The sequence below is a fragment of the Aestuariivirga sp. genome, assembly GCF_047602625.1.
Lineage (GTDB): Bacteria > Pseudomonadota > Alphaproteobacteria > Rhizobiales > Aestuariivirgaceae > Aestuariivirga.
The window spans coordinates 2,802,569-2,826,422 of sequence record NZ_JASGGV010000002.1 but is presented as its reverse complement, the minus strand read 5'-3'; the positions used below and the strand labels follow the sequence as shown (position 1 = coordinate 2,826,422).

22 protein-coding genes and 1 pseudogene are annotated in these 23,854 nt (G+C 62.5%); 11 read left to right on the top strand and 12 right to left on the bottom strand.

Annotation, left to right across the window (positions count from 1 at the left end; all coding sequences use genetic code 11):
* Positions 1 to 7: 7 nt before the first annotated feature.
* Positions 8 to 1,000: a 2-dehydropantoate 2-reductase gene (locus QM694_RS19060; protein ID WP_415008484.1), complete on the bottom strand. Its 993-nt coding sequence runs from the start codon at positions 998 to 1,000 to the stop codon at positions 8 to 10.
* Positions 997 to 2,499, bottom strand: coding sequence for an acyl--CoA ligase (locus QM694_RS19055; RefSeq protein ID WP_415008483.1), 1,503 nt, complete (start codon positions 2,497 to 2,499; stop codon positions 997 to 999). Before QM694_RS19055 ends, QM694_RS19060 begins: the two co-directional genes overlap by 4 nt.
* An 87-nt stretch (positions 2,500 to 2,586) precedes the next feature.
* Between QM694_RS19055 and QM694_RS19050 the strand changes: the two genes are divergently transcribed.
* The gene (locus tag QM694_RS19050) at positions 2,587 to 4,212 is read left to right on the top strand and encodes an NAD+ synthase (RefSeq protein ID WP_415008482.1); all 1,626 of its coding nucleotides are present in this window, start codon (positions 2,587 to 2,589) and stop codon (positions 4,210 to 4,212) included.
* Positions 4,209 to 4,523, top strand: a complete 315-nt coding sequence (locus QM694_RS19045; protein ID WP_415008481.1) for a hypothetical protein — start codon at positions 4,209 to 4,211, stop codon at positions 4,521 to 4,523. Before QM694_RS19050 ends, QM694_RS19045 begins: the two co-directional genes overlap by 4 nt.
* 110 nt (positions 4,524 to 4,633) lie before the next feature.
* Here the strand turns inward: QM694_RS19045 and QM694_RS19040 are convergent, their stop codons facing one another.
* On the bottom strand, positions 4,634 to 5,626 hold the full coding sequence (locus tag QM694_RS19040) for an aldo/keto reductase (RefSeq protein WP_415008480.1): 993 nt from the start codon (positions 5,624 to 5,626) through the stop codon (positions 4,634 to 4,636).
* A gap of 50 nt (positions 5,627 to 5,676) precedes the next feature.
* Here QM694_RS19040 and QM694_RS19035 point away from each other — a divergent pair, with 50 nt between their 5' ends.
* The 3 genes and pseudogenes from QM694_RS19035 to QM694_RS19025 all read left to right on the top strand — a co-directional run bounded on the left by QM694_RS19035 (position 5,677) and on the right by QM694_RS19025 (position 8,180).
* Positions 5,677 to 6,171, top strand: coding sequence for a DUF5063 domain-containing protein (locus tag QM694_RS19035; protein WP_415008479.1), 495 nt, complete (start codon positions 5,677 to 5,679; stop codon positions 6,169 to 6,171).
* A 39-nt stretch (positions 6,172 to 6,210) separates the two neighbouring features.
* Positions 6,211 to 7,526 (top strand): annotated as a pseudogene (gene gltX, locus QM694_RS19030) (glutamate--tRNA ligase).
* Between the two features lie 18 nt (positions 7,527 to 7,544).
* Positions 7,545 to 8,180, top strand: a complete 636-nt coding sequence (locus tag QM694_RS19025) for a glutathione S-transferase family protein (RefSeq protein WP_415008478.1) — start codon at positions 7,545 to 7,547, stop codon at positions 8,178 to 8,180.
* On the opposite strand, the gene QM694_RS19020 is transcribed toward QM694_RS19025, so the two are convergent.
* Both QM694_RS19020 and QM694_RS19015 read right to left on the bottom strand, forming a co-directional pair.
* Positions 8,177 to 8,941 carry a phosphate/phosphite/phosphonate ABC transporter substrate-binding protein gene (locus QM694_RS19020; protein ID WP_415008477.1) on the bottom strand — a complete coding sequence of 255 codons (765 nt, stop codon included), beginning with the start codon at positions 8,939 to 8,941 and terminating at the stop codon, positions 8,177 to 8,179. The two genes, QM694_RS19025 and QM694_RS19020, sit on opposite strands and share 4 nt — an antisense overlap.
* Positions 8,938 to 9,783: a helix-turn-helix domain-containing protein gene (locus tag QM694_RS19015; RefSeq protein ID WP_415008476.1), complete on the bottom strand. Its 846-nt coding sequence runs from the start codon at positions 9,781 to 9,783 to the stop codon at positions 8,938 to 8,940. Before QM694_RS19015 ends, QM694_RS19020 begins: the two co-directional genes overlap by 4 nt.
* Positions 9,784 to 9,865: 82 nt before the next feature.
* Here QM694_RS19015 and QM694_RS19010 point away from each other — a divergent pair, with 82 nt between their 5' ends.
* The 5 genes from QM694_RS19010 (at position 9,866) to QM694_RS18990 (ending at position 15,040) form a co-directional block, all read left to right on the top strand.
* Positions 9,866 to 10,771: a fatty acid desaturase gene (locus tag QM694_RS19010; RefSeq protein WP_415008475.1), complete on the top strand. Its 906-nt coding sequence runs from the start codon at positions 9,866 to 9,868 to the stop codon at positions 10,769 to 10,771.
* A 3-nt stretch (positions 10,772 to 10,774) separates the two neighbouring features.
* The gene (locus tag QM694_RS19005; RefSeq protein ID WP_415008474.1) at positions 10,775 to 11,509 is read left to right on the top strand and encodes a glycosyltransferase; all 735 of its coding nucleotides are present in this window, start codon (positions 10,775 to 10,777) and stop codon (positions 11,507 to 11,509) included.
* A gap of 176 nt (positions 11,510 to 11,685) precedes the next feature.
* On the top strand, positions 11,686 to 11,979 hold the full coding sequence (locus QM694_RS19000; protein WP_415008473.1) for an HU family DNA-binding protein: 294 nt from the start codon (positions 11,686 to 11,688) through the stop codon (positions 11,977 to 11,979).
* Between the two features lie 149 nt (positions 11,980 to 12,128).
* Positions 12,129 to 14,564: a GcvT family protein gene (locus tag QM694_RS18995; RefSeq protein ID WP_415008472.1), complete on the top strand. Its 2,436-nt coding sequence runs from the start codon at positions 12,129 to 12,131 to the stop codon at positions 14,562 to 14,564.
* Positions 14,561 to 15,040, top strand: coding sequence for a YbaK/EbsC family protein (locus QM694_RS18990; protein ID WP_415008471.1), 480 nt, complete (start codon positions 14,561 to 14,563; stop codon positions 15,038 to 15,040). The genes QM694_RS18995 and QM694_RS18990 overlap by 4 nt, the downstream gene beginning before the upstream one ends.
* On the opposite strand, the gene QM694_RS18985 is transcribed toward QM694_RS18990, so the two are convergent.
* Positions 15,037 to 15,825: a 2OG-Fe(II) oxygenase gene (locus QM694_RS18985; RefSeq protein ID WP_415008470.1), complete on the bottom strand. Its 789-nt coding sequence runs from the start codon at positions 15,823 to 15,825 to the stop codon at positions 15,037 to 15,039. The genes QM694_RS18990 and QM694_RS18985 overlap by 4 nt on opposite strands.
* A 100-nt stretch (positions 15,826 to 15,925) precedes the next feature.
* Between QM694_RS18985 and QM694_RS18980 the strand changes: the two genes are divergently transcribed.
* Positions 15,926 to 16,819, top strand: coding sequence for a LysR substrate-binding domain-containing protein (locus QM694_RS18980; RefSeq protein ID WP_415008469.1), 894 nt, complete (start codon positions 15,926 to 15,928; stop codon positions 16,817 to 16,819).
* On the opposite strand, the gene QM694_RS18975 is transcribed toward QM694_RS18980, so the two are convergent.
* The 6 genes from QM694_RS18975 to QM694_RS18950 are packed head-to-tail and all read right to left on the bottom strand — an operon-like array spanning position 16,773 to position 23,811.
* The gene (locus tag QM694_RS18975; protein ID WP_415008468.1) at positions 16,773 to 17,321 is read right to left on the bottom strand and encodes a sarcosine oxidase subunit gamma; all 549 of its coding nucleotides are present in this window, start codon (positions 17,319 to 17,321) and stop codon (positions 16,773 to 16,775) included. The two genes, QM694_RS18980 and QM694_RS18975, sit on opposite strands and share 47 nt — an antisense overlap.
* Positions 17,314 to 20,268, bottom strand: coding sequence for a sarcosine oxidase subunit alpha family protein (locus tag QM694_RS18970; protein ID WP_415008467.1), 2,955 nt, complete (start codon positions 20,266 to 20,268; stop codon positions 17,314 to 17,316). Before QM694_RS18970 ends, QM694_RS18975 begins: the two co-directional genes overlap by 8 nt.
* Complete coding sequence (locus QM694_RS18965) at positions 20,265 to 20,507, bottom strand: sarcosine oxidase subunit delta (RefSeq protein ID WP_415008466.1); 243 nt, start codon at positions 20,505 to 20,507, stop codon at positions 20,265 to 20,267. The genes QM694_RS18970 and QM694_RS18965 overlap by 4 nt, the downstream gene beginning before the upstream one ends.
* Positions 20,504 to 21,763, bottom strand: a complete 1,260-nt coding sequence (locus tag QM694_RS18960) for a sarcosine oxidase subunit beta family protein (RefSeq protein WP_415008465.1) — start codon at positions 21,761 to 21,763, stop codon at positions 20,504 to 20,506. The genes QM694_RS18965 and QM694_RS18960 overlap by 4 nt, the downstream gene beginning before the upstream one ends.
* Before the next feature lie 51 nt (positions 21,764 to 21,814).
* The gene (locus QM694_RS18955) at positions 21,815 to 23,017 is read right to left on the bottom strand and encodes a multidrug effflux MFS transporter (RefSeq protein ID WP_415008464.1); all 1,203 of its coding nucleotides are present in this window, start codon (positions 23,015 to 23,017) and stop codon (positions 21,815 to 21,817) included.
* The gene (locus QM694_RS18950) at positions 23,014 to 23,811 is read right to left on the bottom strand and encodes a M55 family metallopeptidase (RefSeq protein ID WP_415008463.1); all 798 of its coding nucleotides are present in this window, start codon (positions 23,809 to 23,811) and stop codon (positions 23,014 to 23,016) included. The genes QM694_RS18955 and QM694_RS18950 overlap by 4 nt, the downstream gene beginning before the upstream one ends.
* Positions 23,812 to 23,854: the final 43 nt, after the last annotated feature.

The window sequence follows — 23,854 nt, the reverse complement described above, 5'->3', positions numbered from 1 at the left end:
CACCTCCTCATTCGACGGCCTTGCGGGCCACGGCCGGCCTCGTCCGGTATTTGACGAGATCGTAGACCATTTTCAAGCCCGCCGCACCATGACCGGTTTTTTGCGCCAATTCGATCACAACCCCAAGCAGCGCATCGAGTTCCGTGGGGCGGCCGGCATCTGCATCCTGCAGCATGGACGAGCGGTGCGCGCCCACCTTTGCCGCCATGCCGATGCGCTCATCGATTCCGACGGGAAAGGTGACGCCCAGGCCGGTGGCAATCGCTTCCGCCTCTTCCATCATGGTGCGAATGACGCGGCGGGTGCCGGGGTCTTCGGCCAGATCGATCAGCGTCGCCTCGGTCAGCACGCTCACCGGATTGAAGGAGAGATTGCCCCACAGCTTCAGCCAGATTTCATTGCGGAGGCTGGGCTTCACCTGCGATTTGACACCCGCCTCATTAAGCAACTGGCTGAGCTTGGTGACGCGCTCCGTCTTTTCGCCCGAAGGCTCCCCCACCGGCATGCGGTCGCCGTAGTGATGGGCGATGACGCCGGGCGCTTCCACCTCTGCCGCCTGCCAGACGACCGTGCCCAGCGCCCGCTCCGGCCCCAGTCGCTCCCAGATGACGCCGCCGGGATCGACGCTCTCCAGCCTTGTGCCGTCATAGGGGCCGCCGTGCCTGTAGAAATACCACCACGGCAGGCCATTCTGGGCAAAGAGGATGGCGGTGTCCCGGCCGATCAGCGGCTGCATCGCGTCGATGACGCCGCTGACAGCATGGGCCTTGATGGCGAGGATGATGAAATCTTGATGGCCCAGTTCGCGCGCGTCATCAGTTGCCCGGACGTTCATCACATGGGTTTCGCCAGCCTGTTTCAGCGTGAGGCCATTGGCCCTGATGGCTGCGAGATGCGGTCCCCGCGCCACCAGCGAGACATCGCTCTCGCCCTTCAGCGCCAGCTTGGCGCCCACCAGCCCACCGATCGCCCCCGCGCCGAAGACACAGATTTTCGTCATGTCAGTCCCAGCTTTCCGGCGAGCCCGATGCGCTGCAGCTTTCCCGTTGCGCCTTTCGGAATTTCAGCGACGATGAGAATGCGCCGCGGCACCTTGAAGGCGGCAAGGCGCTGGGCCGCAAAGCCGCGCAGCTCCGCCTCATCGGCGGTGAGACCCTCGCGCAGCACGATGGCCGCTGCCACGTCCTCGCCCAGCTTCTCATGCGGCATGGCGAAGGCCACGGCCTGCATCACGGCTGGATGCTGCAGCAGCACTTCGTCGATCTCGACGGGCGCCACCTTCTCGCCACCCCTGTTGATGATCTCCTTCAGCCGTCCGGTGATCTTGAGAAAGCCATCCGCATCCATGAAGCCCTGATCGCCGGTGTGGAACCAGCCATGCGCAAAGGCCTCTGCATTGGCTTTGGGATTGGCAAGATAGCCCTTGGTGACATTGGGCCCGCGCGTCACCACCTCACCCTCCTCGCCCACGCCGAGCAATCGTCCATCGGGCGACATGACGGCCACCTCCGGCCCCGCCGCGCAACCCACGAGGCCGGGCTTGCGCAGGCCCGGCGGCAATTGGCTGGAGGTCATCTGGTGGGCATTCTCGGTCATCGCATAGGCTTCGATCACCGGGCAGCTGAAGGCCTTTTCAAGTTCATGGAACACGGGTGCCGGAAGCGAGGCGGAGCTTGAGCGGATGAAGCGCAGGGGATTGGCGGCAATCGCGTCCCGGTTGCGGTCGGCGCGCGCGAGGATCGCCTGATGCATGGTGGGCACCGCCGTGTACCAGGTGGGTTTCGCCTCAGCCATCCAGCCGAAGAATTTGAGCGCGTTGAAGCCCGGCGTACAGAACACCGACCCGCCCGCCGAAAGGCTCGCCAATATGGCCGCCACCAGCCCGTGAATGTGAAACAGCGGCATGATGTTGAGGCAGCGGTCGGCTGGCGAGAGCGCCAGCGTGAGCTTGATATGACTGGCGGAGGCGAGAAGATTGCCGTGTGTCAACGGAACGATCTTAGGCCGCGACGTGGTACCGGAGGTGTGCAGCACCAGCGCCACATCTTCGGCGCCGGCAAGGCCATCGTCTTTGGCCGGCCCCGCCGCATCGCCCGAGATCGTGAATGACCCCGCTTCGCCTTCAGGCTTCAACCACAGCACCGGCAATCGCAGCCGCTTTGCCGCCGCGATGGCGGGCGAGGCGCTGCCCTCCTCCACCAGAAGTGCCGCCGCCTTCAGGTCCTCCATATAGAAATGGAACTCATCCTCGAGATAGGCGGGATTGAGGGGGGCCGCCGTCAGCGCCGAACCACAGGTGACGAAAGCCGCCGCCATGTCCGGCCCATTGGGGAGGACAATCGCCAGCGTATCGCCATGCCCCAGCCCCAGCGCGTTCAACGCATCGCATGTGCGGTCGCACAGGGCGGCGAAGGCGCCAAACCCGAGCGGCTGCCGGTCTGGCGCCAGAAGGGCCTTTGTCCCCGGCGCCTTGGGGGTGAGAAGGGATTTGAGGATCATGTGTTTCCTCAAGTCTTGCGCGGCTTTCAACAGAGCGTCAACGCCCGCGCAATTGCTGGGAGGAAAGCCTTCCGCTATGACGCCGCCATGACCGACAGACTTTCCATCGCGCTGGCGCAGCTCAATCCCACGCTGGGCGCCGTTTCAGCCAATCTCGCCAAGGCGCGGGAGGCGCGCGCGGCGGTGAAGGATTGCGACCTGATCCTGTTTCCCGAGCTGTTCATCTGCGGCTATCCGCCGGAAGATCTGGTGCTCAGGCCGTCTTTCGTCGAAGCCTGCAAGGCGGCGGTGGAAGAGCTGGCGCGCGATACGGTGACGGGCCCCGCCATCCTCATGGGCACGCCGTGGCGCGACGGCCCGCTGCTTCACAATGCCGTGGCGCTGCTCGCCAACGGCAAGGTGGAAACGCTCCGCTATAAATATGATCTCCCCAATTACGGCGTGTTCGACGAGAAACGCGTGTTCCAGCCCGGCCCCGCCCCCGGCCCCATCTCTTTCAAGGGCGTCCGGCTCGGCGTTCCCATCTGCGAGGATGTGTGGACGGAAGAGGTGTGCGAGACGCTGGCCGAAACGGGAGCGGAGATTCTCCTCGTTCCCAATGGCTCGCCCTTCGAGCGCAACAAGGATGACGTGCGGCTGAACCTCATCGTGGCGCGGGTGACGGAGACGGGCCTGCCGCTTGCCTATCTGAACCAGGTGGGCGGGCAGGACGAGCTGGTGTTCGACGGCGCCTCCTTCGTGCTGAATGCCGACCGTTCTCTGGCGTTGCAGATGCCGATGTTCGAGGAGGAGATCGCCGTCACCCAATGGCAGCGGGGCGAAAACGGCTGGCATATGCTGCCGGGCGAAACCGCAAAGCTTCCCGAAAACGAGGAAGAGACGTGGAAAGCCTGCGTGCTGGGCCTCCGCGACTATGTGCTGAAGAACCGCTTTCCCGGCGTGGTGCTGGGGCTTTCGGGCGGCATCGATTCCGCCGTCGTCGCCGCCATGGCGGTTGATGCGCTGGGGGCGGAGCGCGTGCATTGCGTGATGCTGCCCTATGCCTATACCAGCCGCGACTCCCTGGTTGATGCCGAGGAATGCGCCAAGCTGCTCGGTGTCCGCTATGACGTGGTGCCGATCAAGCAGCCGGTCGAGGGATTTCTGTCGGCGCTGGAGCCGATGTTCGAGAACACGCAGCGCGGCATCACGGAGGAGAATATCCAGTCGCGCTCGCGCGGCGTGATCCTCATGGCGATCTCCAACAAGTTCGGCTCGATGGTGCTGACCACCGGCAACAAGTCTGAAATGTCGGTCGGCTATGCCACGCTCTATGGCGACATGAACGGCGGCTATAATCCGATCAAGGATGTCTACAAAACGGAAGTCTACCGCCTCGCCGCGTGGCGCAACACGCAAGGCTTCGTGATCCCCGAACGCATCATCACCAAGGCGCCGACGGCGGAACTGCGCGAGAACCAGAAGGACCAGGATTCGCTGCCGCCCTATGACGTGCTGGACGATATCCTGAACGGGCTTGTGGAGAACGAGCAGCCGGTGGCCGAGATCGTCAGGCGCGGCCATGACGAGGCGCTGGTGAAGCGCATCCAGCACATGCTCTATATCGCCGAATACAAGCGGCGGCAGGCAGCGCCCGGCGTCAAGATCACCCGCCGCAACTTCGGCCGCGACCGGCGCTATCCGATCACCAATGCGTTCCGGGACGGGCGATGAACACAAAGGACTTCTCCAGGCAACAGAAGGCGGCGGAGAAAAAGCTGGATGCCGCTCTTGAGCGCGTCACGGACCAGAAGACATTCGTTGCGTTCCTGCTTGCGCTTTCCGAGGACTATGCGCTGGAGCGAAAACTTCAGCCAGAACCGGACTGGATGGTGGAAGGGCCGCTCGGCTGGGTCAATTTTTCGATTGATGCGTTCCTGGAGGCTGGCGCATACCAAACCATTGACAGCGGTTATGAGAATCTTTCCGCCAATATCTGGCGGCGATGTGCCGAAATCATCGCGGCTGGCAAGTTCTACGAATGAAGCGGTCTCTTTAAGATTTAACGCGAAGCATTTCCCTCATCTCTCGATGGCCGCCCTTCATGTTTAGCCCGGCCAGGGAAATAAGATCGTGATAATTCCGCTCAAAAAGATCAACAATACTTCTCCGTCCCCGCCTCCTGCTGATCGGAATAGCGGTGGCCGTGGGCGAAGCCGGGCGGGAGGATGGTGTCGATCTCTTTCATGTCGGCTTCGGTGAGAGTGATCGCCGCGGCGGCGGCATCATCGGCGAGATGGCTGGGGGTGCGCGTGCCGGGAATGGGAATGATGTGCGGTCCCCGCGCCAGCACCCACGCCAGCGCCAAGGATGCCGTGGTCCAGCCGCGCGCCTTCGCGTAATCGCGGAAGGCCCGGATGCGCGCCATGTTGCGGGGATAGTTTTCGGCGGAAAATCGCGGCAGGCGCTTCCTGAAATCGGAGTCCGGAAACTGCCGCGGATCAAGATCGACATCGCCCAGAACGCCGCGCGCCAGCGGCGAGAAGGCGACGAAGGCCGTGCCCAATCTTTCGCAGGCCTGCAGCATGCCCAGTTCCGGCTGCCGCGCCCAGAGCGAATATTCATTCTGCACGGCGCGCACGGGATGCACCGCCGCCGCGCGCTCCAGCGAGGCGGGCGAGATTTCGGAATAGCCAAAGCCGCCGATCTTGCCCTCGCGCACGAAGCCCGCCAGCGTCTCCGTCACCTCTTCGATGGGAATGGCATGGTCGCGGCGGTGAACATAATAGAGGTCCACATGATCGACGCCCAGCCGCTTCAACGAACTCTCGAGGCACTGGCGCAGGAAGGCGGGAGAATTGTCGAAGCGGCGCGGATCGGGATGAATGCCGCCCTTGGTGGCGATGGAAAATCGCTGCCTCGCCGCCGGATTCTTCCTGAGATAGGCGCCGATGAATTCCTCGGAGGTGTAGGGGCCATAGATCAGCGCCGTGTCGATATGGGTGACGCCCAGATCGAGGCAGCGGTCCAGCGTCTTGTGGCTGGTTTCCATGTCGGTGGGACCGAAAAAGCCGCCGAAGCTCATGGCGCCAAATCCCACTTCGCCCACCGGCGGCCCATCCGCCCCCAAAACTCTCTGCTTCATCATGTCTCTCCAGCCAATAAAGCCGTTTCAGGCAACGGGCACCAAAGAGTCAAATGCCGATATTGAACATCTCTCCCGCTTATGTGAGCGTTGTAGACATGGGTGAAACACAAACCATATCGTTGATCAGGGATACCCTTCACCTGCTGCTGGATGGCGAACCGCCTTCCACCGAGCAACTGGCCGAGGCACTGGACCGGCTGATGGCGGCCCTCCATGCTTCTCCGGCAGGAGATGTCGCCGAAACGGCGGCGGAGCTGCCGCATCAGCCTTATGACGAGCGTTACTTCGCGCTTAAAAGAAGATTTCCTGACTTTGGATTATACGCAATTGCCGACCCATCCGATCTCAGCCTTGCAACGCCGATGACCGGCGATGCAATCGATGATCTTGCAGACATTTCCACCAATTTGGAAGAAGTGCTCTGGCGCGCAGAGCACATCGGAATCGAAGATGCTCTCTGGCATTTCAGGTTTCTTTACCAGACCCATTGGGGCCAACATCTGCGTGAGTTGGCGCTCTATCTCCATGCCAAAATCTATGCCTAGCGTTGACGCGCGCACGCCTTGGGGCTACCGCACAGCGCCATGACCCACGTCCGCTTCGCGCCATCGCCCACCGGGCGCATCCATATCGGCAATGCCCGCACCGCCATCCTGAACTGGCTGTTCGCCAAGAAGACCGGCGGGCAATTCCTGCTGCGCTATGACGACACGGACACGGTGCGCTCGACGGAAGAATTTGCGCGCGGCATCGCCGAGGATGTGGCGTGGCTGGGCATCACGCCGGACCGAGTGGAGTGGCAGTCCAAACGCTTCGCCCGCTATGACGCGCAGGCCGATCATCTGCGTTCCTCGGGCCGACTCTATGCCTGCTACGAAACGCCGGACGAACTGGATCGCCGCCGCAAACGGCAGATGGCGCGCGGGCTTCCCCCATCTACGACCGCGCGGCACTGAAACTTTCGGCGGAGGAGCGCGCGAAACTTGAAGCGGAAGGCCGCAGGCCGCACTGGCGCTTCAAGCTCGATGGCAAGCGCGTGGAATGGAATGATCTCATCCGCGGCGTACAGCACATCGACACCGCGACGCTATCTGATCCGGTGCTGGTGCGCGAAGACGGCACCTATCTCTACACCTTCACATCGGTGGTGGATGACATCGATCATGCCATCACCCACGTGATCCGCGGCGAGGACCATGTGGTGAACACGGCGGTGCAGATCGAGATCACCGAAGCACTGGGCGGCGGCATTCCCGCTTACGCCCATCACAGCCTGCTGACGGGCGCGGACGGCAAGGGATTGTCGAAGCGCCTGGGCTCCCTCTCCATCCAGTCGCTGCGCGAGGCGGGGCTGGAAGCGATGGCGGTGGTGAGCCACGCGGCGCTGCTCGGCACATCCGACAATATTCATCCGTGTGCGGATTATCGCGAGCTGGTGGAGGGCTTCGATCTCGGAAAGCTGTCGCGCGCGCCCGCACGGTTCGACGAGGCGGAACTCCGCCATCTCAATGCCAAGCTTCTGCACATGCTGCCGTGGGAGGCGGTGAAGGAGCGTCTGGGCTATGGCTCGGAAGCGTTCTGGCTGGCCATTCGCGGGAATATCGAAATACTATCCGATTCAAAGGCTTGGTTCGATATCATCACAAACAGAATCAAACCCGTGGTGGCGGAAGAAGATCGCGCGTTCGTGCAGTCCTCGGCGGCCTTGCTGCCGCAAGAGCCATGGGGCGCGACGACATGGAAGACATGGACGGATGCGCTCAAAGCGCAGTCGGGCCGCAAGGGCAAGGCGCTGTTCATGCCGCTCCGCCTCGCCCTCACCGGCCTCGATCACGGCCCCGAACTTGCGCAGCTCCTGCCACTGATCGGGCGCGAGCTGTCACTTGAGCGGCTGCAATGACCGGTCCATGATGAGGCCATGATCCTCATCGGCCAATATGACTCGCCTTTCGTGCGCCGCGTGGCGGTGACGCTTGCGCATTACCACATGCCCTTCACGCGCAATCCGCTGTCGATCTTCGGCGATGCGGAAAAGGTGCAGGCGCTCAATCCGCTGCTGCGCGTGCCGGCGCTGGTTCTCGAAAGCGGCGAAACGCTGATCGACTCGGGCGCGATCCTCGACCATCTCGATGAGCAGGCTGGCCCCGCCCGGGCGCTGATCCCGCCGCACGGAGCCGAACGGCGGAAGATCCTGCAGGCCATGGCGGTCTCCACCGGCATTTCGGAAAAGATCGTGGCGCTGTTTTTCGAGCGTCTGTTTCACAAGAAGGACGCCGTGAGCCACACGCTGGAGAAGCGGCAGCTCTCGCAGATCGCCCATGGCCTTGCGCATCTCGAACGGGAATGCGGAAGCCCATGGTTCATCGACAGCCGCATGAGCCAGGCCGACGTGACCATCGGCTGCATGTTGAGTCATTTGAAGCTCCGTATGCCCGAGCTGTTTCCGGCCACCAAATATCCCAAGCTCCACGCGCTTTCGCTCCATTGCGAAACGCGCGATGAATTCGTCGCCTGCCGCCCCGGCGAGGATGAGACAGTGCCGTCCGCGTCCTAGGAGAGAATGAGGCCGCCGCGCTTTTCCATCTCCTCTTCGAGGCGCAGGATGCGGTCATAATCTTCCGGTTTGAGAATGCTGGCTCCGCTGATGAAAAGCCGCTGCCGCGCCTCGGCCAGTTCAGGGTCCGCGAGCGCGGCCGAAAGGGCATTTCGCAGCACTGTCACATCGCCTGCCACGGTCACATAGGGAAGCCCCGGAACATGTGGCGAGCGGCTAATTTCCTGTAATCCCTCCAGAAGCTCTGGTTCGTAACGCTTCACCATCGCTACACAGACGGCATCGATCGCGCACACATCGGCCGCGCCATCGCGCACCGCCACGAGGGATTTCCGGTGGCCGCCCGTCTCCAGCGCCGAGGCGAAGAAACGGCCCTTCTCCGCCAGCGGCGCGAAGACGAGTTTCAGCGCCAACATGCCGGACATTAAGTCATGACCGTTCAAGGCCGAGCGACTGCCGCGAAAGGCGTCCAGCGGCTTCTTCTCCCGCGCGAAGATGAAGCTGCAATAGTTTGGCCCGTCGCAGCCGTCGCAATCATAATGCGGGGTGGCGACGAGCTTCAGCCTGCCCCGGAATTCATGCGTGAAGGGATAGCCGCAGGTCTGGCTGAAGACCAGCGCGGGATCGCGCCACGGAGCGGCGTAATCGCCTTCGCGCGTCAGCGCGATCGACAGCCCGGCATGGCGTGCGATGCCTGTCCACCATTGATCCGTCGCGTCCCGCACTTGCGGAAAATCATACATGGGCAGCGAGGCAATCATGGCGTGTCCTTCATCAGCCTGCGGATCAATGTAGGCACCTCATTGGGCTGCACGCGGGCATTGCGGATGAGATCATCGAAATGGCGGGTGAGCAAGCGCACGTGGTCGGGCGACGTGAAGACCAGAAACTCGGCTCCCAGATACAGCGCCGCGCGCGTCTGACCGAACACGGTGTAAGGAGCAGAGAAGCGCTCGCGCCCGTCAAACAAAAACCAGCGGTAGGCGGGGTAAAGCTCTTCCGCCACATCGGCCATGTGCTCAAGCTGCCGCCGCCGGTCACGCAACGACAGTTTTCCCCACATGCCCTCCCCGCGCGCAAAACCTTCCAACGCCTGGCGGGACGTGCAGACTTCGATTTCGCTTTCGGCCTTGCGCATGTGAGCGATGCGGCCCCGCGCCCATTCCGCAAGTGCCGCAGCCTCGGCCATGGAATAGCGGGCATTCTCATAGGTGATGACGGCCTCGGTCTTGAGTTGGTCAGGTAGACCCGAAGGCACATAACGGATCTTCGCGCTTTTCGCTTCGGCATGCCAGAGCGCCAGTTGCGCGCTTGAGGGATCATCCGCCCCTTCCGCCACCGTAGGCTGCGCCGTGATGCCGGCGGCGGAGCCCCTGGCGTCCGACAAGCCCAGAAGCCAGTCCACCGACGCCCCGTTCACGCCTGCGATGCGCGCGATGGTTTCAGCGCGCGGCAGGCGGACATTCTCTTCGGACAGAAGCTGCGACAGGGTGGAGCGGTCCAGCCCGGCGCGGGCGGCGAAGCGCGCGCGGCTTTCGCCCGTTCCGGCGATCAGGCCGGTCAGGCGCTCCCGGAAAATGGAAACGATCTCACGCTTGGGCATGTGTTTACAATCGTCACCATTGTAGACGTTTGTGGATCAGTATCAACAGATTTGCGGCAGATGACGGAGTATGATTTCCCACATGATGCGCCGCTCCGCTATCGAATGGCCCACCCTTGCGCTCATCGCTGCCGACTACGCGGTATTGGCGCTGATCGTCTGGCACCACGCCATGCTGCCGTGGTGGATCATCCTGCCCATCGGCGCCTGCTGCGCGGCGCTTCACACCTCTTTGCAGCATGAGGTGCTGCACGGCCATCCCACCCGCAGCCGAGTTCTCAACGAAGCGCTGATTTTCGTGACCCCCACCTTCTGGCTGCCCTTTCCGCGCTACCGCGAAACGCATTTGATCCACCACAATGACGCGCATCTGACCGATCCCGCGCGCGATCCCGAATCCTATTATCTTCTGCCGGAGGACTGGAACGCTCTGCCCGGCCTCAAGCAGCGGCTTTACCGCCTCAACAATACGCTGGCGGGCCGCATGATCATGGGACCGGCCATCAGCATCATCCGCTTCTGGTCATCGGAGTTCGCGGCAATCGCGCGGGGCGATGCGCCAACCGCGCGCGCCTGGGCCTATCATGCCGCGGCTTCAGCACTCACCATCTTTTTGATCTCGGGCGTGGCGGGCATGCCGCTGTGGCAATATCTGCTGCTCATCGCCTATCCCGGCATCGGGCTGGCGCTGGTGCGCTCCTTCTGCGAGCACCAGGCAGCGGAACGTCCCGAACACCGCACCATCATCGTCGAGGCGTCGACCTTCTGGTCGCTGCTCTTCCTCAACAACAATCTGCATGTCGCGCATCATGTGCGGCCCGCGCTGCCCTGGTATCAGCTCCCCGCCTATTACCGCGCCGAACGCACAGCACTGATTGCCCGCAACAACGGATACCTGATGAAGGGCTATCACGAGATTTTCGCGCGGTGGTTCCTGACGCCGAAGGAACCGGTTCCCTATCCGCATCCGGAGTGGCTAAAAGACTGAGCCATGCTCAGTTTTTCGGTGATCATCCCGACGCGCAACCGGCCGCAGTTCCTGCGCGGCGCCGTGGAAAGCGCGCTTGCGCAATCGCATCCGCCGCTTGAAGTGCTGGTGGTGGATGATGGCAAGGGCGCGGCCTCAACACTTCATGGCCTGTCTTCCGTGAAAATTCTCGACAACACAGAACGCGGCCCCGTGCCGGCGCGCATCCTCGGTGTCGAGCGCGCGCAAGGCGATGTGATTGCCTTTCTCGATGATGACGACTGGTGGACGGACAGGAGCTGGCTGGCAAAGGCTGCAGTGCGCTTTGCGGAAGGCGCCGAGTTCTGCTTCGGCGATGGCACGCTGGTGTTCGATGATGGCCGTCCCGCCCTGCCCTTCGCTTATGATGCCAATGCGGAGACGCTGGCACGCGACAACACGATCCTCATTTCCGCCGTCTGCTACCGCCGCATGCTGCATGAAATTCTCGGCGCGTTCGATGCCACGCTTCCCTATTATTGGGATTGGGACTGGTATCTCCGCGTGGTGCGGAGCGATGCGTCTTTCGTGCATCTTTCTGAGCCTGTGGTGGCCATCCGCGTTCACGCGCAGAACATGTCGGGCGCGGAGCAGGAGCAGATGCGGCGGGAAAATCTCGAGCGGCTGGCGGAAAAACACTGGCTCCCGCCCATTCCGCTAAAAAACCATCTCGATATTGCCGAGGCCGGAACGGCAGATCAGAAGCCTTCCAAACTATGAGTCATCCCCTTGGAATGGCTTGCTTATTTCATTTTTCAAATTAGTGACGCGGCTTTCCCCCTGCAATTTCGGGCGTTTTTGCGGCGCTGCACTTTAAAAAGCCCATGAAATAAGGGTTTTCACGAATCACTCGTTGAGCTAACGCTCAGCCCGCCAATTCGACAAAGGAGAGAGAAATGGCTGACGAGAAGATTCTGACGATCCCGCTGTCCAAGCTGGCCGGCGAGTTGGCGGAAAAGCACGAGATGTCCAAGAAGTCCGTGAACGAGCTTCTCGGCGCTTTCGTCGATCTCACCGTGAAGAATCTGAAGAAGGGCCACAAGGTACGCGTCACCGGCCTCGGCATTTTCCAGGTGAAGAAGCGCCCCGCCCGCCTCGGCCGCAACCCGGCCACCGGCGAGCAGATCAAGATCAAGGCGTCCAAGAAGCTGGCGTTCCGCGCCGCCAAGGAAGTCAAGGAAGCGATCTAAGCGATCCTTTCCGTGTTTGAGAATGGCCCTGCCCTCACCGGCGGGGCCATTTCTTTTGATGAAATCTTTTCACCACAGAGGCACGTTGCGAGCGGCAGCCGCAATCGTCTATTGAGGGTGAGAAATCCCCATTCCATCAGGAAAATCAGATGAAAACCCAGGCGCGTGTTGTGGTGATCGGCGGCGGTGTCGTCGGCTGTTCGGTGCTTTATCATCTCACCAAGGCGGGGTGGAAAGACGTGGTGCTGGTGGAGCGCGACATTCTCACCTCCGGTTCCACCTGGCATGCGGCGGGCGGCTTCCACACGCTGAACGGCGATCCCAATGTGGCGAAGCTGCAGGGCTATACGATCGCGCTCTATAATGAGCTGGAGAAGATTTCCGGCCAGGCCTGCGGGCTTCACCGCTCGGGCGGGCTGATCCTCGCCGATACGCCGGAGCGCATGGAATGGCTGAAGATGGCGCATGCCCGCGCCCGCTATCTTGGCCTCGAGACCGAGATCATCTCCATGGCGGAGGCCAAGAAGATGCATCCGCTTCTCGAAGAGAAGTTTTTCGTGGGCGCGATGATCGACGCGGCGGACGGCAACCTCGACCCGGAAGGCACCACCCATGCCTATGCCAAGTCGGCGCGCATCGCCGGCGCTGAAATCTATCAGGACACCAAGGTCGAAGAGCTAAAACCCCGCGCCGACGGCACATGGGACGTGATCACCGCCAAGGGCAACATTCACGCCGAGCATGTGGTGAACTGCGGCGGCCTGTGGGCGCGCGAGGTGGGCCGCATGGTGGGCCTCGAACTTCCCGTCCTCGCCATGGAGCATATGTATCTCGTCACCGACGAGATGCCGGAGGTCGTCTCCTACAACAAGGAGCGCGGCCATGAGCTGCCGCACATCATCGACTTCAAATCGGAAATCTACATGCGCCAGGAGCGCACCGGCATGGTGCTCGGCACCTATGAGCGCGCCTGCGTGCCGTGGAGCCCGAAGCAGACGCCGTGGGGCTTTGGCCGCGAGCTGCTGCAGCCCGATCTTGACCGCATCGCGCCCAATCTCGAGCTTGGCTACAAGCATTTCCCGGCGCTTGCCACGGCGGGCATCAAGCGCGTCATCAATGGGCCTTTCACCTTCACCCCGGATGGCAACCCGGTCGTCGGCCCGGTGCAGGGCCTTAAAAATTTCTGGTGCGCCTGCGGCGTGATGGCGGGCTTCAGCCAGGGCGGCGGCGTTGGCCTTGCCCTCTCACAATGGATGGTGAATGGCGATCCGGGCTTCGACGTGTGGGCCATGGACGTGGCGCGCTTCGGCGAATGGGCCACGCGCAGCTACACCAACGAGAAGGTGCGCGAGAATTATTCGCGCCGCTTCTCCATCCGTTTCCCCAATGAAGAACTGCCCGCCGCGCGCCCGCAGCAGACGACGGCGCTTTACGACACCATGCTGGCGCAGGGCGCGGTGATGGGCGACAGCTGGGGCCTTGAGACGCCGCTGTGGTTTGCGCCCAAGGGCGTTGAAGCCAAGGACATCGTCTCCTTCCGCCGCTCCAATGATTTCCCGCATGTGAAGGCCGAGGTGATGGGCACGCGGAACGGCGTGGGCGTGACGGAGATCGCCAATTTCGCCAAATACCGCTTCACCGGCCCAGGCGCCGAAGCCTTCCTGTCGCGGCTGATGACCAACAGGATGCCGAAGACCGGGCGCATCATCCTTACGCCGATGCTGAACCCCGCAGGCAAGCTCATCGGCGATTTCACCATCGCCAAGGCCAAGGATGATTGCTTCTACATGTGGGGCTCAAGCCAGGCGCAGAAATATCACATGCGCTGGTTCGAACAGCATCTGCCCACCGATGGATCGGTGAAGATTCACCGCTATGACATGGGACTCGTTGGTCTCTCCATCGCCGGCCCTAAATCGCGTGATGTGCTGCAGGCGCTGACCGACGAGGATGTCTCCAACGCGGCCTTCAAGTTCATGGACCACCGCGCCATGGACATTGCCAACACGCCCGCCCTCATCAACCGCGTCACCTACACGGGCGATCTCGGTTATGAAATCTGGGTGGCGCCCGACTACCAGCGCCGCCTCTATGCGGAAATCATGCGCGCCGGTGCGCCACATGGCATCGTCAACTTCGGCATGCGCGCGCTGCTGTCGATGCGGCTCGAAAAGAATTTCCCCACCTGGTACCGCGAGCTCCGCCCCATCTATGGCGGATTTGAAGCGGGGCTCGACCGCTTCATCGACATGGCCAAAAATGATTTCATCGGCCGCGAGACGGCAATGGAAGAAAAGCTGAGCGGGGGCACGCTCCGCCGCGTATCGATGGTGGTCGACGCCGCCGACGCCGATGTGCTGGGCGATGAGCCGATCTGGCACAAGGGCAAGGTGGTGGGCTGGGTCACCTCCGGCGGCTTTGCGCATTACGTCGGCCAGTCGCTGGCGCAGGGCTATGTTCCGAAGGAACTGGCGGGCGACACGGCGGAGGGCGCGTTCGAGATCGAAATCATCGGCGACCGCCGCAAGGCCCGCATCATCACCGAACCGCTGTTCGATCCCGAAGGCAAGAGGATGCGGGGGTGAAACCCGCCTCCCATCCCGATGCGCTGCGGATTCAATCTCTGCTTGGGCTGCAGTTCAGCGTGGTTGAATTCGAGGACAGCACCAAAAGCTCGGCGGATGCTGCGGCGGCGATTGGCTGCTCGGTGGCCGAGATCGCCAAGTCGATCGTGTTCAAGACGGTGAAGGGACAGGAGCCGGTGCTGGTGATCGCCTCGGGCAGCAACCGGGTGGATGAGAAGAAGATTTCCGCTCTGCTCGGCGAGAAGGTGAAATCCGCTGACGCCGAATTCGTGCAGCGCGTCTCGGGCTTCATCCCCGGCGGCGTTGCGCCGGTCGGCCATCTGACACCGCCAAAGGTCTTTCTCGATCAGGATCTCAAGGCTTTCACCACAATCTGGGCGGCGGCGGGCACGCCCAATGCGGTGTTTGAACTGAGCTTCGCCGATCTTGAACGCCTCACCGGCGGGGTGACGGGCGATGTGGCGAAAGCGCCTTAAGCCGCGCGGCCGTAGAAGCCCATCTGCTCTTCCCTGCTGAAGGTCACGCCGGGGCGGTCGAAATAGGAGAACACGGCGATCAGCCGCGCGCGGTTACCTTTCACCGTGCCCACCTTGTGGGCGGTGTTCTTGCCACGAAAGACATTCAGCGTTCCGGCGGAAAGGATCAGCGATTTCACTTCAGCGTCTTCGCCGCGCAGCAGCTTCGCCACGCCATCGTAATTCGGATCATCGTCGCTGCGGAGATCGCTGCGGTAGATGAATTCGCCGCCGCCTTCTGGCGCCTGCAAGAGCAATGTGGTGGTGAATTCGCTGCGATCAAAATGCCAGTTCAGCGTTTCGCCCTCGCGATAGGCCATCACATTCACGCGCGCCAGCGCATCGCGCATCGGGAACAGTGCATCCTTCTCCATCGCCGCGGCGAGTAAGGTGATGAAGGGCGGCCACTCGTAGATCCACAGCGGCACCGCCTGCATGATCTGGTCGGCGCATACCGTGTGGTTCACGGTATCGCACAGGTGAAGGGCGGGATGATCCGGGGCAAGCCCCGGAATCTCCTTGCGGAAATAGATGTTGTGCCGCCGCTTGTGGGTGAAGGAAAGCGTGTCCATCACCGGCATGATTTCAGCGATGGCCTTGGCGATGGCCTCGGGCTTCACAAGGCCTTCCAGATTGAACATGCCGTCGCGCTTCAGATCGGCGCGGCAGCGGGCCACCAGCGCTTGCCAGTCCGGGCTGCCGGGGCGATCCAGCGGATAACGGTCGAGATCGAGAATGGCGCGCATGGGCAAGTCTCCTTCTGCCGCAGCAAGCGCCGCTTCGGCTTTCCGCTCAAGCCAGAAAAATGCTAGGCTGGATTAGAAAATATAAGTCAGAGCATGTGACATGGCCCAGCTCCCGCCGCTCAACGCCTTGAAATCATTTAAATCGGCTGCCCGCACCGGCAGCTATGTGGCCGCCGCTGCCGAACTGAACGTCACGCCAGCGGCCATCAGCCAGCAGGTGCGGACACTTGAGGCCTTCCTCAAGCGCAAGCTGTTCACCCGCTATAACAACCGCATCGTGCTCACCGATGCGGGGCAGGCCTATTTTGCCGCGGTCACGCCATCGCTGGACGATATCGCCACCGTCACCTCCCGCGTCATGACGGGCAACACGCGCTCCAAACTCGTGGTGAGCGTTGTTCCCTCGCTCGCTGAAAGCTGGTTCATGCCGGCATTCGAAGCATTCGCCAAGGAGACGCCGCGCCTGCGCATCGATTTGCGCATTGAAGAAGCCATGCCGGATTTCACGGTGGCGGGGATCGATCTCAGGCTTTGTTATGGTGGCAAGAATGAGGGCGCGCAGATCACCGAGCCATTGTTCCGTGACGAGGTTCTGCCGCTCTGCTCTCCCGCACTCGCACAAGATGTCTCATGCGAGACAGCAGACGACAGCCTGCTCATCCATACGGCATGGGGCGAAAGCTATGGTTCGCATCCCGGATGGACGGAGTGGCTGGCGCGGTACATGCCATCGCGCCGGGTGGATGCGCGCAAAGGCCATCACGCCGGTTCGTCTTTTCTGGCCCTTGAGTTCGCGCGGCGGGGGCTTGGAATCGCGCTCGGGCAGCGGGCACTTGCGCGTGAGATGATTCAGAAAAACCAACTCGTTGCTTTGCATGACGGCACGCTGCCGCTCGGCCAGGATTATTGCGCCGTCTATCCCCTCGCCCGCGCGAAAGCGCCGGGACTTAGGGAGTTGCTGGCGTTCCTGAAAACACAAGCGCAGCATCCGTGAGCCACTCCCACACCGTCATGGCGAAGGTGCGCATGGCGTAGAGGTGAAACCTGTTCTCATCAACGCAATGCACCAGCACCGGCATGTGGTGCAGGCCGGTCATCGCGAACATGCCGGGGGTGAACACCTTGGGGTGAAAGTCGATGGCCATGCCCTTGGCGAGGACATCACGCGCCGGGCCGCCCTCGATCAGGATGCGGGTGCGGCTGTGCGAGAGTGGCACGACGGCGCAGAGGCCGTGCAATTTCTTGGCAACATCGTCCGCCTCGGGGCCGATGATCCACAGTTGCTCTGGCCCGGTGCGCAGGAGCGTGCGGCCTTCGTGTTCCACGGCCACGCCGATCTTTTTCGGCAGCGCCCCCACCACGGGGCTGAGCTTCTTCTGGAAATCCTTCGAAAGGCCCGATGCCTGGGTGAGCGAGAAGCCGCGATGCTCCGCGATCTTCAGCACATCGCTTTTGTAGGGATGCGCCGCCGCCAGTGCCGATACGCGCTCAAGCATTGAGCCTCGCTCCTTCCCTGTCGATGAAATGCGGCGAGACGATCTTTGCCCTGGTCAGTTCGTCCTTCAGCGGGAAGGCGCAGATGATGTCCTCGCCCTCATGCTTGAGGCCGCCCTGATAGAGGGCCAGCGCAATCGTCTTGCCGAGTTCTGTCGACCATGTGACGGACGTGATATAGCCCCGGCCATGGCCCTTGATCTCGTCACTGGATGAAAACAGGATCGAGCCGCCGCGCAGCTTCTTCTCCGGCTCCAGCAGTTCCAACCCCACGAGGCTCCAGCGTTCCGGCGCCTGATAGTTTTCACGGAAGCGCAGCGCCTTGCCGGCATAATCCTTTTCCTTGCCCGCCATGCGGCCAAGGCCCAGATCGTCCAGCGTGTTGCGGTGATCGAGTTCGAGACCCGCCACGTGGCCCTTCTCGATGCGGAGGCTCGCCAGCGCCTCAAGGCCATAGGGCCTAATGCCCATCGGCGCTCCTGCCTTCAGGACGTGTTCCCACAGCGGGATGGCATAATCAGCCGCCACATGAACTTCATAGGCGAGTTCGCCCGAGAAGGAGAGGCGCAGCAGCCGCACGCGCACGCCCTCATGCAGAATGTCGAGGCAGCCCATATAGGGAAGATTGGCGTTCGACACGTCGGCATCGGGGAAGGCGAGCGCCAGCGCCTCCCGCGATCTGGGGCCGGAGATCGCCATGCCTGCCCATTCATCGGTGAGCGAGGCCACCTGTACGTTCAACTCCGTCCAGTGGCATTGCAGAAGATATTCGAGCCATGACATCACCTCGCCCGCCTGCGCTGTCGTGGTGGTCATGTAGAAATGATCGTCGGCCAGCCGCGTGGTGGTGCCGTCATCCAGCACCACGCCGTCATCGTTCAGCATCACGCCATAGCGCGCGCGGCCCACCGGCAATTTGAGGAAGCCGTTGACATAGACGCGGTTCAGAAACTCCGCCGCATCCGGCCCCTGAATGTCGATCTTGCCCAGCGTCGAGACATCGGCGAGGCCCACACCCTGCCGCACCAGTTCCATTTCCTTCACATAGGCCGTTTCGGGCGTATTGCCCGCCCAGGCATAATACCAGGCGCGTTTCCACAGCCCTGCGTCGATGAATGTCGCGCCATTGGCCGCGTGCCAGTCATGCAGCGGCGAAAGGCGTGACGGGCGGAAATGCCGGCCAATGCTCCGCCCGGCGATGGCGCCCATGGTGAGCGCCGAATAGGGCGGGCGGAAGGTGGTGGTGCCCGCTTCGGCAATCGACAGCCCGCGCTGCTCAGCCATCATCGCCAGCGCGTTGATGTTGGAGGTCTTGCCCTGGTCGGTGCCCATGCCGAGCGTGGTGTAGCGCTTCAGGTGCTCGACCGAGAGATAGCCCTCGTCATGGGCGTTCTTCACGTCCTTGGCCGTCACGTCATTCTGGAAATCGACAAAGGCCTTGCCCTTCGCCTGTTTCGATGGCGACCAGACGGGCGCGATGGCATAGCTCCGGTCGTGCATGGATTCGAGGGCCAGCACCGGCTTGGTCTTGCCGTGTCCCACATGAGACGAAGTAGCCGCGCCCGCCACGGCGCCTTCGGCAATGGCTGCCGCCAGACCGAAGGTGCCCATCATCGCGCCCGCGCCGAAATGGCCTGATGCGAATCCGCCGGGAACGAAACCGGCAATCGTTTCCTCATAGCGGGGCTTGATGCCGCCGTGGGAGGAGAGATGCACGGCGGGAGACCAGCCGCCCGCCATGGCCAGCACATCGCATTCGACATGCGCGCCGTGCGCACCCGAAAGCTTCACGGCGGTGAGGCCCTTGGCGCCCTCCACATCGGCAATGCCGGTACCCGGAAAAACGGCGATGCCCGCCGCCGCCACCTGCCCGATGATCGCAGGATTTACACGCCCGCGATGGTCAGCCACCGTCACGGCAACGCCGGATGCCGCGAGATCGAGCGCCGTCTGATATGCGGTGTCGTTGTTGGTGAGGATCACCGCGCGTTGTTCGGGTGCCACGGCGAAGCGGTTGAGATAGGTGCGGATGGCGGAGGCCAGCATGACGCCCGGCCGGTCATTGTTGGGGAACATCAGCGGGCGCTCCAGCGCGCCCGTTGCCAGCACGATGCTCCGTGCACGGAGCGAGCGCAGGATCATGCGCGGCTCGCCCTTCTCGCCCGCGGGCTTCAGGTGATCGCGGCGCTCCGCCAGCACGGCGAGATTGCCGTCGTAAAGCCCCTGCACGGTGGTGCGGGTGAGGATGGTGACGTTCGGCAGCGTGGAGAGCTCGGCAATCACCCCCGAGGCCCAGCCCGCATTGGCTTCATCGCGCGCCGAGAGAAGGCTGCCGCCCAGCTCCAGATCCTGCTCGGCCAGCACCACGCGGGCGCCGCTGCGGCCTGCCGTCAATGCCGCGGCAAGCCCCGCAGGTCCCGCGCCCACCACCAGCACATCGCAGAAAGCGTGGACGTGTTCATAGCGGTCGGGATCACGTTCATAGGTTCCCGCCCCCAACCCTGCCGCCTTGCGGATGAAGGGCTCATAGAACATCCACGAGCCTTTGAACGGCCCCATGAAGGTCTTGTAGTAGAATCCGGACTGGAACAGGGGCGCGGCCAGCGAATTGACGGCCATCATGTCAAAGCCGGGATTGGGCCAGGCATTCTGCGAGCGCGCCATGAGCCCTTCCACCAGGTCGGTCATGGTGGCGGGAATATTCGGTTCGGTGCGCCCGCCCTCGCCAAGCGTGAACAGCCCGTTCGGCTCTTCCACCCCGGCGGACAGGATTCCGCGCGGGCGGTGATATTTGAAGCTGCGGCCAATGACGATGTGATTGTTGGCGAGCAGCGCGGAGGCCAGCGTGTCGCCCGCGAAACCCGGCAGGGCAGCGCCATTATACGCGGCGCGCACCGGCTTTGCACGGTCGATGCGCCCACCTGAGGCGAGGCGCCGGAACTTGGTCATGACGCCTCCCCCACCTCATTGGTGGCGGTGTTGCGGGCCAGCCTGAACCAGCGCCTGCAGCCCAGCACATGCTGCCAATATTCCGTATGCGGACCTTTGGGGTTGTCGAACAGGAAATAATAATCGTGCCACGCCTTGAGACCGCCAGTGCCATGGGCCGGGCGCTGCTTCGTGGCATCGCCGCCATAGCGGAATTCGGAATGGTCGCGGGGGCCGCAATGGGGACAGGGAATGATCATTGCTTGTAGGTCCAGTTGCCGATGCCATAATCGTCAAGCTCGCCGCCCTTTTCAAAGCGGTCGAGGGAATAGCAGCGGTTCAGCTCATGTTCGGCGTCATGCGCGATGGTGTGCGCGAAGGTCCAGCCGGAAGCGGGCGTTGCCTTGAAGCCCTGATAGCACCAGCCGCCGTTCAGATAGAGATTGCGCACCTCCGTACGGCAGATGAAGGGGCTGCCATCGGGCGTCATATCCATGATGCCGCCCCAGTGGCGCAGCAGCCGCAGCCTTGAAATGAACGGCATCAGTGACACGGCTGCCTCCGCCACCTCGCGGATTTTCGGAAACTGGCCGCGCTGCGTATAGGTATTGAAGCCGTCGATATGGCCGCCGAAGACGAGGCCGCCCTTGTCGGACTGCGAAAGATAAAACAGCTCCGCGCCCCACGACACCACATGATGCACCATGGGCTTGATGGGCTCGGTCACGAAGGCCTGAAGGATATGGCTTTCAACCGGAAGCCTCAGCCCCGCGAGCTTCGCCACATGCGAGGTGTGGCCCGCCACGGCGATCCCCACCTTGCCCGCATTGATGCGGCCGCGCGTGGTTTCCACGCCGGTGACGCGGCCCTCTTCCATCACGAAGCCGGTGACCTCGCAATTCTCGATGATGTGGACACCATGCTGGTCGGCGGCGCGGGCGTAGCCCCAGGCCACCGCATCATGGCGCACGGTTCCGGCGCGCTTCTGCAGGATGCCGCCATAGACCGGCCAGCGCGCCTCACTTGAATAATCGAGATAAGGCAGCAGCTTCATCACCTCGCCGCGGTCCAGCAATTCGGCATCAATGCCGTTCAGCCGCATGATGTTGCCGCGCCGTGCAAACACATCGAGCTGGCCGGGATTGACGGCGAGAACGATCTGTCCCCGCTGCGAGACCATGCAGTTGAAGTTCAGGTCATGCGAGAGGCCTTCCCACAGCTTCAGCGAATGCTCGAAGAACTGCGTGTTGCCGTCGATCACATAGTTGGAGCGGATGAGCGTGGTGTTGCGCCCCACATTGCCGGAGCCGATATAGCCCTTCTCGATCACCGCGACATTGCGGATGCCGTGGTTCTTGGCGAGGTAATAGGCGGTGGCGAGGCCATGGCCGCCGCCGCCCACGATGACCACATCGTAGGAGGGCTTGGGATCAGGGGAATGCCAGGCCCTGGGCCAGGGAAGATCCGGCTGCAAGGCATGGCGGGCGAGGGAGAAGGCGGAATAGCGGTTTGACACGGTATTGCGTTGCTAACAGAACTTCGCGCCGCCTCGCAAGGTCAGGAAAATTCACGCCTTGCGGCGGCGGCGTTCGGCCCATTCCGTGCACAGGAAAGCGAGAATGCCCAGCCCCAGATAGCCGCCCACCAGCGACATGACGGTGCCGTCATAAAGCCTGCCGATCAGGCTTCCGGAAACCAGCGCCAGCAGGGTGGACAGCGCCCCCGAAATGGCCGACGCCATCCCCGCGATGCGGCCCATCGGCTCCATGGCGATGGCGTTGTAATTGCCGAACAGGATGCCGCAGCAGAAGAAATTGCAGAAGAGATAGACGCCAAGCGTGATGAGCGGCGGGTGGCCGTGATAGATCAGCGACAGCACGAAGAAGATGGCGGAAAGAATGATCTCGGCCCGGAGCGCCCATTTGGACAGCTTCCGCATGCCATAGCGCACCACGAGCCGTGCATTCAGCATCATGGCCAGCGCCAATGCCAGCGCGAAGGCGCCGAACCACAGCGCGAACCAGTCGCCCTGATTATACTGCTCGGCGAAAATCTGTTGCGAGGTGCCGACATAGGCGATGAAGCCGCCGAAAATGCAACCACCCGCCAGCGTATAGCCCAGCGCCACCGGATTGGTGACGACGGCCACCGCCGCCTGCGCGATGGTGGCGAGCGCGAAGGGCTGGCGGTATTCGCGCTTCAGCGTTTCCGGCTGGCGGAAATAGAGCAGGAGCCCGGCGATGCTGGCCATGCCGATGAAGCCTAAAAAGATCAGCCGCCAGCTTCCGGCAAACAGTACGAGCTGCCCCACCGAGGGCGCGATGATCGGCACCAGCATGAACACCGACATGACGAAGGACATGACCTGCGCCATGGCTGCGCCCTTGTAGCCGTCGCGCACCATGGCGATCGCCACGATGCGGGGGCCCGCCGCGCCAAAACCCTGAATGAAGCGGCCCACCAGCAGCATGGTGAAGCTACCGGAAAAAGCGCACATGGCGGCTCCCACCAGATAGAAGCACAGGCTGCCGATAATGGCGGGCTTTCGCCCCGTACTGTCGGAGACGGGGCCGGAGACCAGCGTGCCCAGTGTCATCCCCGCGAAGAACAGGGTGATGACAAGCTGCCGGTCGTTTTCATGCGCGGCGCCCAGCTCATGGGCGATGATGCCCAGCGCCGGCAGCATGGTGTCAATCGACATCGCCACCATGGCGGTGAGCAGCGCCACGATGATGATGAACTGGAGATTGGGTTTCTGGACGTCCGTCATGTCACATAATTCAGCATACGGAGAATATCGAGATAGTCTTCGGTCTCGAAGCGGATTGTGCGGTTGCCGATGTGGGAGGCGCCGGGATAATGCTGGTGGCGGGTGGCCAGCACCGGATCATTATAGGCGATTTCCATCACGATCTTTTCCGGCACCTGCAGCAGGCACTGCTTGAAGTCCGACCTCAGCGCGTGTTCGGCGCTTTCATAGATCGCCTTGCAGGCGGCATCGGGCGTCATGGAGAGCGTCGACTGGCCCCGCCCCTCCTTCACGGCGCAGCGGGTGATGTGAACATTGGTGGCCTCCACCTCCTCCATCAGGCCCTGATCGCCCGACACCATCACTGTGGGAACGCCCAGCATGGAGGAGGCCAGCGCGTGGATCAGAAATTCCGACGCCTTGACGCCGTTGAGGCGGATTTCCGCAGCATCGAGCGACAGAGTGTGGGCGAGGCTGTTGGTCTCCGCTCCCGCACGGCTGTGATAGCCCACCATCATCACCGCATCGAAGCTCTTGTCCAGCTCCTGCACCATGCACAGGGGATGGCCCGCCCAGGCGCGTACGATCCGCACGCTGCCGGGGAGTTTCGAGAGAATCAGGTTGCGGCCCGAGGAATGGGCGTCCTTCACCAGGATTTCCGTAGCGCCCGCCGCCTGGGCGCCCTCGATGGCGGCTACCGCCTCGCGCGTCATGATTTCGCGGAATTCGTGATAATCGGCGTGGCCCTTCTTCGCCTCATCCCAATGGGTGATGCCGGCGCAGCCTTCGATGTCGACGCTGATGAAAACCTTCATGTCCAATGCTCCTCGGGTCCTTCTAGCCGCTCTTGCGATGCGG

Coding starts and splice junctions, on each gene's coding strand:
- QM694_RS19060 (WP_415008484.1), bottom strand. CDS start 1,000: ATGACGAAAATCTGTGTCTTCGGCGCGGGGGCGATCGGTGGGCTGGTG.
- QM694_RS19055 (WP_415008483.1), bottom strand. CDS start 2,499: ATGATCCTCAAATCCCTTCTCACCCCCAAGGCGCCGGGGACAAAGGCC.
- QM694_RS19050 (WP_415008482.1), top strand. CDS start 2,587: ATGACCGACAGACTTTCCATCGCGCTGGCGCAGCTCAATCCCACGCTG.
- QM694_RS19045 (WP_415008481.1), top strand. CDS start 4,209: ATGAACACAAAGGACTTCTCCAGGCAACAGAAGGCGGCGGAGAAAAAG.
- QM694_RS19040 (WP_415008480.1), bottom strand. CDS start 5,626: ATGATGAAGCAGAGAGTTTTGGGGGCGGATGGGCCGCCGGTGGGCGAA.
- QM694_RS19035 (WP_415008479.1), top strand. CDS start 5,677: ATGCCGATATTGAACATCTCTCCCGCTTATGTGAGCGTTGTAGACATG.
- QM694_RS19025 (WP_415008478.1), top strand. CDS start 7,545: ATGATCCTCATCGGCCAATATGACTCGCCTTTCGTGCGCCGCGTGGCG.
- QM694_RS19020 (WP_415008477.1), bottom strand. CDS start 8,941: ATGATTGCCTCGCTGCCCATGTATGATTTTCCGCAAGTGCGGGACGCG.
- QM694_RS19015 (WP_415008476.1), bottom strand. CDS start 9,783: ATGCCCAAGCGTGAGATCGTTTCCATTTTCCGGGAGCGCCTGACCGGC.
- QM694_RS19010 (WP_415008475.1), top strand. CDS start 9,866: ATGATGCGCCGCTCCGCTATCGAATGGCCCACCCTTGCGCTCATCGCT.
- QM694_RS19005 (WP_415008474.1), top strand. CDS start 10,775: ATGCTCAGTTTTTCGGTGATCATCCCGACGCGCAACCGGCCGCAGTTC.
- QM694_RS19000 (WP_415008473.1), top strand. CDS start 11,686: ATGGCTGACGAGAAGATTCTGACGATCCCGCTGTCCAAGCTGGCCGGC.
- QM694_RS18995 (WP_415008472.1), top strand. CDS start 12,129: ATGAAAACCCAGGCGCGTGTTGTGGTGATCGGCGGCGGTGTCGTCGGC.
- QM694_RS18985 (WP_415008470.1), bottom strand. CDS start 15,825: ATGCGCGCCATTCTCGATCTCGACCGTTATCCGCTGGATCGCCCCGGC.
- QM694_RS18980 (WP_415008469.1), top strand. CDS start 15,926: ATGGCCCAGCTCCCGCCGCTCAACGCCTTGAAATCATTTAAATCGGCT.
- QM694_RS18975 (WP_415008468.1), bottom strand. CDS start 17,321: ATGCTTGAGCGCGTATCGGCACTGGCGGCGGCGCATCCCTACAAAAGC.
- QM694_RS18970 (WP_415008467.1), bottom strand. CDS start 20,268: ATGACCAAGTTCCGGCGCCTCGCCTCAGGTGGGCGCATCGACCGTGCA.
- QM694_RS18965 (WP_415008466.1), bottom strand. CDS start 20,507: ATGATCATTCCCTGTCCCCATTGCGGCCCCCGCGACCATTCCGAATTC.
- QM694_RS18955 (WP_415008464.1), bottom strand. CDS start 23,017: ATGACGGACGTCCAGAAACCCAATCTCCAGTTCATCATCATCGTGGCG.
- QM694_RS18950 (WP_415008463.1), bottom strand. CDS start 23,811: ATGAAGGTTTTCATCAGCGTCGACATCGAAGGCTGCGCCGGCATCACC.